Genomic DNA, 13,225 nt, shown 5'->3' with positions numbered 1-13,225 from the left:
TTATTTTTGCTTTATCTGTTAATTATCCATAAAACTGAATAAATCAGGGAATGCAAACGACAATCCTAGTACTACAAGCAAGACAACAACCATAGCTATAAGTGAATACAGCAGCATGTTACTGCGTTTTTTGATCGGTGTTGTCAGCTCTTCATCTAGCAATAGGTCGTCAGTTTGCCACTCGTCGCCTTCATCAGGATCTGGTTGTTGGGTTGAGGCTGGTAAGCGTTGCTCTAGATCGTCGAGCTTTTCTTCGATGCGAATTAAACTACTGGTGATGTAATCAAGGGCGTTAAAAATACGCTCATCTCGCTGGCTGGTTGCATCGCTGCTACTTACCGCTGGTGCATTGTTTATTGGTTGCAGTTTACTTTTGATGCCTACGCTGGCAAGTAGCTTTGCTTGCTTGAGCGCTTTTTCTTTTTCACAAGGGGCAAATAGGGGTTTGTTTTCAAAAAATGCAGCTACTTTACTTTCAGAGGCTTTGAGCTTTACAGCCAGTTGTTTAATCGCATTCGATCGCTCAATATCTTGAGCTAGACCTGCATACATAACACGGAAGTTTTCAGTCATCTGTGTTTTCCAAAAACGTAAAATCAATAGTTTGAGTATATCCGAATTATCGATAAACAAAAGCCCGTAAAAACGGGCTTTTTTAATCCTATGGTTTTAAGCGCTGTTTAATACTTCGCAGCTTCACCTTCTTTTGGTAGTGACTGTAAAATAAAATCACGTAAATCGTTATTTGAGGTTTCTAAATCTGCATGGCGTAAATACATCATGTGGCCACTGCGGTAGCCTTTAAAGCTTAGACGATCACGCATTTTACTACTTGGATCTAGTTGCCATAAAGTGTATTTAGCATCAAAGTAGTTAGTGGCACCATCATAGTAGCCTGATTGGATCATCACATTGAGGTATGGGTTTTGCGCCATTGCTAAACGCAGATTTTCACCAGTGTTATTATTGCTGCGATCCCACGGGTGTACATTACCAAACAGGTTATATTTTACGTCAGTTTTATAGTTAAGCTCTTCACGTAAGTAGTGATTGATGGCTGGTGTAAATGAATGCAACCATGATGTTAGCTCTGCCCAGTAGTCTGGAGATTCGCCAGCGTCACGCTTGTCCATGCCTAAATAACGCGAATCTAGACGGCCTAACGTTTGACCGCGCTCACGTAGTAGTTCTTTCCAAAAGAAGTTGGTAGGAATATCAAGGTTGTTTTGCGCAACAAACTTTTCAGATACACCGGCATACAGTGCCATTTGTTTAATGATCGCGCGTTTTTCTTGATCATTAATAAAGCCACCTTTAGCAAGTGCAGGAATTAGCTTGTTAACGGTAAAGTCTTCAACTTCTGGCAGTAATTCATCTAAATCTTTAGCTTGCAATGCTGGGCTTAAAGCTTTGTGATACCAAGCCGTTGCAGCAAAGTAAGGTAGACGGTTAGCCGCTTTTATTGGACCGTCGCGTTTAATACCAATGTCTGTTGGTGAAACCAACACAACACCATTGATATACATCCATTGACTGTTTTGTAATTCATGGGCAAGGCCTGATACGCGGGTTGTGCCGTAGCTCTCACCAATTAAAAATTTAGGTGAGCGCCAGCGCTCAGTGCGATTTACAAAGGTGTTTAACCATTCAGCTAGGTATTTTATGTCGGCATTGACACCAAAAAACATGCTTTTTTGCGCCTCTTTACTTGGTAATTCACCTTTATCGTTTTCAAGAATACGCGAGTAGCCAGTATTTACTGGGTTAACGTAAACAATATCAGCAACATCAAGCACTGAGTATGGGTTGTCTTTCACGCCATACGGTTGAATAGGGTAGCCTTCGTCATCAATTTTTAATACCCGTGGTCCAGTATAGGCTAAGTGCATCCATACAGATGCAGAGCCAGGTCCGCCATTAAACGAAATTAACAATGGGCGTTTAGTGCGATCGTCAACTTTATCGCGTTCATAATAAGTGTATTGCAATGTTGCAACGGCATCGCCTTTGTCATCCCATACCGGTTGTGTGCCTGTGGTTGCGGTATATGAAAAACGCTCGCCATTGATGCGCGCTTTATGTTCGGTGACAACTTTACTATCGACATCGATACGACGTTGATTTTCTGCATAACTGGCTGTGCTTACACTTAAAGTAAGTATGGCCACAGAGACACTAATGATACTGATAAGCTTCATGGTGGATCCTTTAAACAATAGTTAACCTATTAAAGATAATTTTTTTGTAAATAACAAAGGGAATGAGACTAGACGACGATATTAATCGGTGAGCATTAGACATAAATATTATCAGTAACGTAAATACTCTATTTTATGCGTATATATTCAGCAATATATTTTGCTCAAGCTGATAATAAAGTATATTACTGCCTATTATGACTTTTAGTTTTTACTCGTAAAAAGTTTACCCTCGCAATGTCCACCTGAAGTGTAGAGAAGATATATGCAAAGAGTTTTAGTTGTTGAAGATAGTAAAGTGGTCCAGCAGGTTTTGCGGCACTTATCAGCTCATTATCTTGATGTTGCTGTCGATTTTGCTTGGTCACTTGCCGAGACCAAAGAGTTCATTGCAAAACATCAGTATACGCTTGCTTTGGTCGATTTAACCCTGCCTGATGCGATGAATGGCGAAGTTGTTAAATATACTTTAGACCAAATGATCCCTACCGTAGTACTAACATCTACCATTGATGAATATAAACGCCAGCAAATATTAGAGCTTGGGGTAGTCGATTATGTAATAAAAGATAATCGTGATTCTTATCATTATGCGGTTAAATTAGTCGCTCAGCTATTACGTAACCAAGGTTGCAAAGCCTTAATTGCTGATGATTCTCGTTTAAGCCGTTCATTAATGAAACAAATGCTCGAAAAACAGCTATTTGATGTACAAGATGCGCATGATGGTGAGCAAGCTTTAAAAATACTGAAAAATGATCCAGAGATTAAATTATTACTAACTGATTATGCGATGCCGACAATGGATGGTTTTGAGCTTGTTAAAGCGGTGCGAAATTTTCGTGGTCGTGATGATTTAGCGATTATTGGCTTATCAGGTGCGGGTAAGCATGGTTTATCAGCACGGTTTATTAAATTCGGCGCGAATGATTTTTTAACCAAACCCTTTATGAATGAAGAGTTTCATTGTCGTGTATTACAGACTATGGAGCAGCTGTCACTGATCGCAGATATTAAAGAAAGTGCCTTTCGCGATGATTTAACCAACCTTTATAATCGCCGTTATTTTTATCAATTTGCTGAAAAACGGCTAAAAGAAACCTCGCGTAACAATAGTTTAGCATTACTTGATATTGATTTTTTCAAAGCAATCAATGATAAATTTGGCCATGAAGCTGGAGATCAGGCATTAAAGCAAGTGGCGTCTTTATTACGTAGTTCGTTTAAAGATTTTACCGTTGCACGCGTGGGGGGGGAAGAGTTTGCCATTGTATTAACTGATGTAGATTTAGATCAAGCTTACCAGTTACTTGAAGCGTTTAGAGTGCGGTTGTCTGAGTATGATTTTGTGATCAATGGTGATGCATTTACAATTACGGTGAGTATTGGTTTAACAAAATTTCAAAATGTTACGTTAACAAGTGCCATGCGCTTAGCTGATAAAGCTTTGTATCAAGCTAAAGAACAAAGTAGAGACTGTGTCGTCAGACAAAACTAGATTGCTGCACCAGTACAGTTAAGATGTTAAAAAAATGCACCTATATGGTGCATTTTTTATGCGGGTAATTTGTTTTTAATATGTAATTTGTTGTTTTTAAAACGTTAAAAATAGTGGCACAAAGGTTGGATTGTCTTAGCAAACAGGATAACAATAAGCGTCCGAAGGGGGCCACTATGAAAATGATTAGTGCAATAATAAAGCCATTCAAATTAGATGATGTGCGAGAAGCGCTAGCTGATTTAGGCATTGAGGGGATGACGGTTGTTGACGTCAAAGGTTTTGGTCGTCAACGCGGTCATACAGAGTTGTACCGTGGAGCTGAATATCAAGTTGATTTTATTCCTAAAATTAAACTGGAAATTGCTACTCGTACCGAAAATTGTCAACGGGTCGTTGAGACCATTACCAAAATTGCAGCAACAGGCAAAATTGGCGACGGCAAAATTTTCGTTTACGACTTAGATCAAATTGTCCGTATCCGTACGGGTGAATTAGATGAAGAAGCAATTTAAGGGGGCTTTATGGAAAACACGATCGTAGAACTCAAGTTTTCGTTAGATACATTTTATTTTTTAATGTCGGGTATTTTAGTAATGTGGATGGCAGCAGGTTTTGCCATGCTCGAAGCGGGCTTAGTGCGTTCAAAAAATACCACTGAAATTTTAACTAAGAACGTGGCGCTCTATGCCATCGCATGTACCATGTTCTTACTAGTTGGCTACAACATTATGTATGTAGACAACGCTGAAGGTGGCTTCATTCCATCTCTAGGTGGGCTTATTGGCACTCAAGCCGCTGATGCTAATCATTCTTTAGAATCTGACTTCTTCTTTCAAGTCGTATTTGTTGCAACCGCTATGTCGATTGTATCGGGTGCGGTTGCTGAACGCATGAAGTTGTGGGCTTTTCTAGCCTTTGCGGTAGTGTTAACTGGTTTTATCTACCCAGTTGAAGGTTACTGGACATGGGGCGGCGGTTTCTTATCTGAAATGGGTTTTGTTGATTTTGCAGGCTCTGCCATTGTTCACGGCACAGGCGCTGCTGCAGCACTTGCCGGTGTATTAATGCTCGGCGCTCGCAAAGGAAAATATGGTAAAAATGGTGAAATTTATCCAATTCCAGGCTCTAACTTACCATTGGCTACATTAGGTACATTTATTTTATGGATGGGTTGGTTTGGCTTTAATGGTGGTTCACAACTACTTATCTCTGATGCTGAAAACGCGACTGCAGTTGGTAAAATATTATTAAATACTAACGCTGCTGCGGCAACCGGTGCCATTGCTTCACTGTTTGTTTGTAAAGTGTTATGGGGTAAAGCAGATTTAACTATGGTACTTAATGGTGCGCTTGCTGGCTTGGTTGTTATCACCGCAGATCCATTATCACCGTCGCCTTTACTTGCTTGTTTACTGGGTATTTTAGGTGGTTCATTAGTGGTGTTCAGCATTGTAGCACTAGACAAAGTTAAAATTGATGACCCTGTAGGTGCTATCTCAGTGCACGGTGTGTGCGGTATCTTGGGTATTATCTTAGTGCCAGTATCAAATACTGATGCAACCCTAGTTAACCAGTTAATTGGCTTAGTATGTATCTTAGGTTTTGTATTTATTGCTTCACTTATTGTGTGGACAATACTGAAGAAAACCATGGGTATCCGGGTAACAGAAGAAGAAGAATTAAACGGTATGGATCAACACGATTGTGGCATTGATGCTTACCCTGAGTTTGTTTCGGTACGCAGTAACTAAGTAAAAGTAAAAAGTTTTAAAATCATTGTGTGTTCAAAGCAAAGCCCTAATTTAGATTAGGGCTTTTTTTGTATATACGCAGAGGCTAAATTTTTTTAATTAAAGTTTATTAAAACAGCAAAAATCACAATAAGTAACTATGCTTAAAATTAGTCCAACTACAAATAAGGTTAAGCATGGATAACAAACTATTACTGATTATTTTGTCTATATTCTTACCACCTGTTGCTGTGTTTTTGAAAGCGGGTGTGGGTAAAGATTTGATTATTAATATTGTCTTGTGCTTTATATTTTTTATACCGGCAATGATCCACTCATTGTGGTTGTGTACACGCTAAAATTAAGCCACCGCAACTGAGGTTAAAAAATTTAATGCCCAAAGTTCGGGGCAAGTAGTTTCAGTCAAGGTTAATTTTGCAGGTGTAATATACCCAAACCACCTCAAGAAGCGAGTTTCAGTTGGAATTAAAAGCGATTTAGGTAAGGCATTGATTGCAAGTAATAGTGGTTCTATTGCTAAAATCAATAACGCAGTATAAATCGCATTTAAACCAACCCCTTGGGCGTTTCACAGGAACTTACTCTCAGCGTTGTTACTTCTTAAAAGGGATTACCATTCTTGCAAAGTAACGCCTTGATATTAAGCCCCTGTGAAACGCTGAATTCTGCATCTTGAGGTGGCTTGGGTATATAGCTATATGCTAAGCTCGCACCTGTAAATTTAACTCTGGAAATAAATAGCAACGTCAATGGCTGATAAAAAAGACTCCCGCTCCACTAAAACTCCATCAAAACGCCCGGCAAAGAAAGCACCAAGCACAGCGTCTAAGTCGGTGAAAAAAACTTCGACTAAAAATACGTCTGCAGCGAATATAAAAAAACGTGGAATTGGTCGCAAAGTCTGGTCTATTTTTTGGAAACTAAGCTTAGCTGGCATTGTTGCGATGGGCTTATATTTAATTTATCTGGACGCCAAAATTACGCGTCAATTTGAAGGCAATAAATGGCAATTACCAGCACAAGTTTATGCACGAGCAATGGGTTTTTACCCAGGACAATTCTTATCTATTCAAGAAGTGGTGTGGGAACTGGATAGGCTAAACTATTCATCAGTCAATCAGTTAAGTCGTACCGGTCAGTATGTAAAGACGGGCGATAGTATTAAAATCTTCCGTCGTGAATTTGAATTTTATGATGGCTTAGAGCAAGCACAGGTTATTGAGTTACGCTTTGCAGGACAAAAACTCGCGAGTATTAAAGATAAGTTTGGCAGGCGTTTAAACAATGCTCGATTAGAGCCAGTACAAATTGCGCGCATAGGCAATGATTCAAAACAAGATCGAGAGTTTGTGCCGTTGGATAAATTCCCGCCGATGCTTACCGATACTTTGCTAGTGGTTGAAGATCAGAACTTTTACCAGCACCACGGTGTATCCGTGTTTTCGATTATGCGGGCTTTATACAGCAATATTAAAGCAGGGCGTACAGTTCAAGGCGGTAGTACGTTAACCCAGCAGCTGGCAAAAAATATTTATTTAACCCGTGATCGTACGCTGGTCCGTAAATTTAACGAAGCGTTGATCGCGTTAATTTTAGATTATCGCTATTCAAAAGATCAAATTTTAGAAGCTTATCTAAACGAAGTATACCTTGGTCAATCGTATAACCAAGGTGTGCATGGCATGGGCTTAGCTTCTGAGTTTTACTTCTCTAAGCCTGTTGATGAGCTTGAATTCGATCAAATTGCACTACTCGTTGCGATGGTGAAAGGCCCTTCATATTATAATCCACGCCGTTATCCTGAACGCACTATGGAACGTCGTGATTTAGTGCTACGTTTGATGGTTGATAATAAATTAATTGATACCCGCGAATACCGTGCTGCATTAAAGCGGCCAATTGATATTGCACCTATGAAAGACAGCTTGCCTAAATCGTATCCTGGTTATTTAGAGCTGGTGGATCGTGAGCTGAAAAAATTACTACCGGACCAAGAAGTACTCGATGCGGGCGTGCGTGTATTCACTTATTTTGATCTCCAAAAACAAGCGGCAATGGAAGAGGCAATTGAAAAAAGCCTACCTTATCTTGAAAAACGCGCCACGACAGAGCAGCTTGAAGCGGCGATGATCTCAGTGAATGTAGAGAAAGGCGGTATATCTGCTTTAGTTGCGGGACGCGATCCGCGCTTTTTAGGTTTTAACCGCGTACTTGATACTAAGCGCAACATAGGCTCGTTAGTTAAACCGGCTGTGTATTTAACAGCTTTGGGTTTACCGCACTATAACTTAGCTACTTTGTTAGATGACTCGCCAGTACAAGTGACTAATGAGCAAGGCAAAGTATGGCAACCAGAGAATTTTGATCATCGATATCGCGGTATGCTGCCACTATATAAAGCGTTTAGTCAAAGTATCAATATTCCTGCGGTCAACTTGGGACTTGATGTCGGGGTTGATAAAGTAGTGAATACACTCAATAAACTCGGCGCTAAAGAGCAAATATCACATTATCCATCATTACTGCTTGGTGCCGTTGAAATGTCGAGCTTTGAAGTCGCACAGCTTTATACCACGTTGGCGGCTGATGGCGAATACCGTCAATTAACATCTATTTCGGCATTAACCGACTCTGTTGGGCGTGTGCTTTATCAGCACCAAGTTAGTTCTGAACCGCGTTTTGATAAAGCCGCTGTTTATATGACTAAATACGCGATGAAGCGAGTCACTAAAGATGGCACTGCTAAACGTTTAAATGCCCATTTCCCATCAATTCAGCTGGCTGGTAAAACGGGCACCAGTAATGATCTACGTGATAGTTGGTATGCAGGGTTTGATCAAAATACAGTAACCGTTGCTTGGCTTGGTCGTGATGATAATAAAAGTACAGGGTTAACGGGCAGTGTTGGTGCATTAGAAACGTATATTCGTTATCTTAAGCCGCTCAACCCTGAGGCAATAGCAGATACTCGTCCGCCTTCAATTCGCTGGGCTTTTATTAATGAATTAACGGGTAAGCAAGCGCCACCGGGCTGCGGTAAAGTAATTCAACTGCCACTTAGAGCCAGTGAATTTGAGCCAAGGCCAAGCTGTCAGTAAAGTAATTACTGGAGCAGGTATTTATTTTAGACATAAAAAAGCCCTTGCGGGCTTTTTTTATGTTTAATAGTTTAAAGCTTAGCAAAAGCTCTTTTTGCTGCTGCAATTGTATCGGCAATTTCTTGCTCAGAGTGTTCAGAGCAAACAAAACCAGCTTCAAATGCTGATGGCGCTAAATACACGCCTTCTTCAAGCATCAAGTGAAAGAACTTTTTAAAGCGTTCTAAATCGCACTGAGTTGCTTGTTGGTAAGTGGTTACTTTCTCTTGTTCAGTAAAGAAGAAGCCATACATACCACCGGCATAGTTAGTTGTAAGAGCAATCCCTGCAGCTTTTGCTGCGGCTTCAAAACCTTCACAGATTGCTTTACTTTTTGCTTCAAGATCAGCATGTAGTCCTTCAACGCACAGTAACTCTAGCGATTTTAGACCCGCAGCCATAGCAATTGGGTTACCTGATAAAGTGCCTGCTTGGTAAACTGGGCCAACAGGAGCGATGTAATCCATGATCTCAGTTTTACCGCCGAACGCGCCTACTGGCATGCCGCCGCCAATCACTTTACCTAAACAGGTTAAGTCTGGAATGATGTTGTAATAGGCTTGTGCACCACCTAGTGCTACGCGAAAGCCGGTCATTACTTCATCAAAAATAAGCACTGATTTATATTCATCACATACTGCACGCAGGCCTTCTAAAAAGCCCGGTACTGGTGGAATACAGTTCATGTTACCAGCAACTGGCTCTACGATAATACAGGCGATTTCGTCAGCGTATTTGGCAAAAATAGCTTTTACTTCATCAAGGTTATTAAACGAAACAGTTAATGTATGCTTGGCAAAATCTTCAGGGATACCTGGCGAGTTTGGTACGCCCATAGTCAATGCGCCAGAGCCAGCTTTCACTAATAATGAATCAGCATGTCCGTGGTAACAGCCTTCAAACTTTAAAATTTTATCGCGGCCAGTAAAGCCGCGAGCAAGGCGAATTGCACTCATGGTCGCTTCTGTGCCAGAACTTACCATACGAACTTTTTCGATTGATGGTACTAGCTCTTTTACTTTTTCAGCCATTAGAATTTCAGCTTCTGTTGGCGCACCGTAACTTAGGCCATTTTCTACCGCATCAAGCACTGCTTGTTTGATAGCTGGGTGATTATGACCCATGATCATCGGGCCCCATGAGCCAACATAATCAATATAACGGTTGCCGTCAGCATCAAATGTAAATGGGCCTTGGGCTTTGGTAATAAATAGCGGTGTGCCGCCAACGCCATTAAATGCACGTACTGGAGAGTTAACGCCACCGGGAATTGATTGCTGTGCGCGGGCAAATAAATCTTGGCTAATTGTCATAAAAAATCCTATTAGTTGTCACGTTAAAATTAACTATCGCGTTTACGGCTAAACCAAGGCACAGCAACTTCGTATTGCTCTACTTTATCGGCAACATCGAGTGTCAATGCAAACAGCGCCATGCGAATTAACACGCCATTTTGTACTTGGCGGAAAATAGCTAAATTGTCATTAAGGTTTAAATCGTTATCAAGCTCATTGGCTTCTATACGACTATCGCGTGGTAATGGGTGCATTAACACGGAGTTTGGTTTGCAGTGGGTGTTATAAATTGATTGGCTAATTCTAAAACCACCACGGTATTTATTGGCTTCTTCTTGCGATGGGAAGCGTTCTTCTTGGATACGGGTTTGATAGACGATATCGGCGGCTAAGTTACCTTCCATTTTATCGACGATTTCAATTTTATGGCCCGCATTATCGACGGCATCAAGAATATAGCTAGGCATTTGTAAGCCATCAGGTGCCACCATCGAAAATTTTATATCTTTATAATGACATAATAATTTTGATAATGAATGCACGGTACGGCCGTATTTTAAATCACCAACAAGGGCGATATGCATACCATCTATTTTTTGATCGAAGCGATGTAACTCACGCTCAATTGTCAATAAATCAAGTAATGCTTGAGTTGGATGCTCGTTAGGGCCATCGCCACCATTGATCACTGGCACTGAGCAGCCAGTAGCAAATTCAGCCACTGAGCCTGCATCAGGATGGCGCATAGCGACCGCATCGGCGTAAGCTGAAATAACGCGCGCGGTATCGTATAAAGACTCGCCTTTGGCTAATGCAGAGCTTTGCATCCCCGTTGTTTCACGAACCAAACCACCTAATAAATTAAAGGCTGTACCAAAGCTTACGCGGGTACGGGTACTTGGCTCAAAGAATAAGTTTGCTAAGATTGCGCCTTCTAATACATTGGTGCGTTTTTGCTTTTTAGCATACGGCTCCATTTTTTTGGCTACTGCAAAAATACGTTCAATACAGTCGCGATCGAGCTGATTGACAGAAAGAATATTTTCACCTTGGAAACTTAACATGGGGGCTGTTCCTATCACATTGAAAAGGGGCGCGATCAACCATCATCGATGGGCACGCAATCGCGCGATATTATACCCAAACCACCTCAAGAAGCGAGTTTCTGCATCTTGAAGTGGTTTGGGTATATAGCAAATTTTACAAGCTGGGTTTAGTTATAGCTAAAAATACGATGACTAATAGCACTAATACCGGTAGTTCGTTAAAAATACGATAAAAGCGGTGGCTGCGAGTATTACGGTCGTGTTTAAAGTCCGCTAGTAATTTAAAACAATAGCCATGGTAAATGTATAGCACGATCACTAATACTAGTTTGTAGTGCATCCACATGCTGTATTTAAACCAGTCGCGGCCATATTCAACAATTGTCAGCACGCCAAACACCGCCGTTAGTACTGCAAATGGCGTCACAAAATACAGTAACCGTCGCTCCATTACTTTGAGCATGGAGTTACAGGACTTTTCTTCGCTCATAGCGTGATAAACAAAGAGGCGGGGTAAGTAAAATATGCCAGCAAACCAGGCAATCATAAAAAATACATGTAAGGCTTTATAGATCAGTAGCGCGCTCATAATGTTCTCTTATTGTTAGTTACAGTAAGCTATTACGTATGGTAAGAATGTGGCGGATCTGATCCCAGCGCATTATTCCCATAATTTGTTGATTATCGAGTAAGTTATAAATATACACAGCTCCGCTGCGCTTATCTTTTAATACATCAAACACATCGGCCAAAGTAGCTTGACTGCTGATCCCTTGCAAGCTGATGTAGTTAATCGAAATATTTTGATCTGACATTAAACTTAAATCATATTCTGCAAGGCGATAACCATTTTCAGGATCATAAACAATTAACGGGGTTTGGCTATCAACAGCATTTAAGGTGCTTTCTATTTGTTCTTTATCATCTGAATAGAGTAGTTTGAAGTTTTCATCCATCTCGTCCATTACCCCGACTTTTTGCAGTGCTTCGGTGGCAGGGGAGACATGATAGGCTAAACCTTGAAAGTCGAGCTGCTGTAAAAATATCGACCGATTGCCAAATACTTGTAATGCGGTGACGTATGCCGCTGAGATAACTAACATGGCCGGCACGATTATTTCAGGACTTGAGGTTAACTCCATTACCGTCGTTAAAGCAGCCAGTGGAGCATGTAAGGTGGCGGCTAATAAGCCTGCCATGCCTAAGACACTATAAGTACCAGAGATATCAACGCCGGGACTAATAAATTGTGCAAAAAAGGCCATTAAAGTGCCCATCAGTACGCCTAAACCAATCACTGGGCCAATGATCCCGCCGGGAATACCCAAGCCAATGGCAAATAATGTCGCCAGTAATTTAGCAATTAAAATAGTGGTTAATAGTTGCACATCATCAGGGCTTTCTACGGCCAAAGTTATTGCACTCATACCAGAACCCATCGCTTGTGGCACCATATAAGCAATGCCGCCAGCAATCAGACCTGCCAGCAATAAACGTGGAAACATACTCAAAGGTTTGAAGGTACGAATGATCAACATTAGATTTTGGTTAAAAGCATAAGCAACCGCGCCCAAAGCCATACCAAACAGGATTAAAAATGGATAGTGCCAGCCACTTAATGCCGTCACTGTGATCAGTGCTAATTCTGATGCGTCACCAAATACAAACTGCGTCGCCAGTGCACCAGTGACAGCAGCGAGCATTATTGGCACAAATATATGTACTTTGTATTCCCTAAGCACCACTTCCATCACAAAAATAACAGCTGCAAGTGGTGTATTAAATGATGCGGCAATACCAGCTGCAACTCCGCAACCGCTGAGTGTCCGCATGGCGTTATGAGGCAAATGTAATTTATCGGCCAGCAAACTTGCACCGGTTGCGCCCATATGTACAGACGGCCCTTCACGGCCGACCGAGAAACCACTGATCAATGCCAGTGCACCACCGACAAATTGATTTACCGTGTTGTATAACGGCATTTGCCCGTAATGGCGTTTAATACGGTGAATAACAAAGGGAATACCTAATCGATAATGTTTAAAACCAGTCAAAGCAGCAAATAGCGCAATTAAAAAGGCAGCAATAATAGGCATTAAAACCCGCTCAAGAGGCGGTAAGGTAGTAAAATCGTCAGGATTTTCAAGGAACAAACCTTGGAAAAATAGAATAGTTAAGCGAAATAGAATGATCAAAAACGCCGCAATGAGTCCAGCACTTACGCCGAGTAAGCACAATTGCACCGATGTTTTTGGCTTTGCCAAGCGACGCCTAAGCGTTTCAAGCCACATGCATAT

Annotated in this window: 11 protein-coding genes; 5 read left to right on the top strand and 6 right to left on the bottom strand. The window is 41.1% G+C overall.

The annotated features are described in order from the left end of the window. Positions 1-18 precede the first annotated feature (18 nt). Complete coding sequence (locus PSR9079_RS13480; RefSeq protein WP_149982057.1) at positions 19-573, bottom strand: hypothetical protein; 555 nt, start codon at positions 571-573, stop codon at positions 19-21. 107 nt (positions 574-680) lie between these two features. Next, complete coding sequence (locus tag PSR9079_RS13475; RefSeq protein ID WP_149982056.1) at positions 681-2,198, bottom strand: S10 family peptidase; 1,518 nt, start codon at positions 2,196-2,198, stop codon at positions 681-683. 265 nt (positions 2,199-2,463) lie between these two features. On the opposite strand from PSR9079_RS13475, the gene PSR9079_RS13470 reads away from it, so the two are divergent. The 5 genes from PSR9079_RS13470 to mrcB all read left to right on the top strand — a co-directional run bounded on the left by PSR9079_RS13470 (position 2,464) and on the right by mrcB (position 8,548). Next, a complete protein-coding gene (locus PSR9079_RS13470) occupies positions 2,464-3,696 on the top strand; it encodes a GGDEF domain-containing response regulator (protein WP_149982055.1) in 1,233 nt (410 codons plus the stop codon). Positions 3,697-3,872: 176 nt separating this feature from the next. After that, entirely contained in the window at positions 3,873-4,211 is a 339-nt protein-coding gene (locus tag PSR9079_RS13465) for a P-II family nitrogen regulator (protein ID WP_149982054.1), read from the top strand. Between the two features lie 9 nt (positions 4,212-4,220). After that, on the top strand, positions 4,221-5,450 hold the full coding sequence (locus PSR9079_RS13460; RefSeq protein WP_149982053.1) for an ammonium transporter: 1,230 nt from the start codon (positions 4,221-4,223) through the stop codon (positions 5,448-5,450). A 176-nt stretch (positions 5,451-5,626) separates the two neighbouring features. Further along, positions 5,627-5,788 (top strand): YqaE/Pmp3 family membrane protein, encoded by a 162-nt coding sequence (locus PSR9079_RS13455; RefSeq protein WP_145241282.1) that lies wholly within the window; start codon positions 5,627-5,629, stop codon positions 5,786-5,788. 411 nt (positions 5,789-6,199) lie between these two features. After that, the gene (gene mrcB / locus PSR9079_RS13450) at positions 6,200-8,548 is read left to right on the top strand and encodes a penicillin-binding protein 1B (protein ID WP_149982052.1); all 2,349 of its coding nucleotides are present in this window, start codon (positions 6,200-6,202) and stop codon (positions 8,546-8,548) included. A 71-nt stretch (positions 8,549-8,619) separates the two neighbouring features. Here mrcB and hemL read toward each other — a convergent pair whose 3' ends face one another. From hemL to PSR9079_RS13430, 4 genes are all read right to left on the bottom strand, one after another. After that, positions 8,620-9,900: a glutamate-1-semialdehyde 2,1-aminomutase gene (gene hemL / locus PSR9079_RS13445; RefSeq protein WP_149982051.1), complete on the bottom strand. Its 1,281-nt coding sequence runs from the start codon at positions 9,898-9,900 to the stop codon at positions 8,620-8,622. Between the two features lie 29 nt (positions 9,901-9,929). After that, positions 9,930-10,946 carry an aspartate carbamoyltransferase gene (locus PSR9079_RS13440; protein ID WP_145241288.1) on the bottom strand — a complete coding sequence of 339 codons (1,017 nt, stop codon included), beginning with the start codon at positions 10,944-10,946 and terminating at the stop codon, positions 9,930-9,932. A gap of 136 nt (positions 10,947-11,082) precedes the next feature. Beyond that, positions 11,083-11,517, bottom strand: coding sequence for a CopD family protein (locus PSR9079_RS13435; RefSeq protein ID WP_145241290.1), 435 nt, complete (start codon positions 11,515-11,517; stop codon positions 11,083-11,085). A 19-nt stretch (positions 11,518-11,536) separates the two neighbouring features. Then, a complete protein-coding gene (locus PSR9079_RS13430) occupies positions 11,537-13,219 on the bottom strand; it encodes a chloride channel protein (RefSeq protein ID WP_145241292.1) in 1,683 nt (560 codons plus the stop codon). Positions 13,220-13,225 lie beyond the last annotated feature (6 nt).

The organism is Pseudoalteromonas rhizosphaerae (assembly GCF_902498845.1).
Taxonomy (GTDB): domain Bacteria; phylum Pseudomonadota; class Gammaproteobacteria; order Enterobacterales; family Alteromonadaceae; genus Pseudoalteromonas; species Pseudoalteromonas rhizosphaerae.
This window is presented reverse-complemented; position numbering and strand designations above follow the sequence as displayed.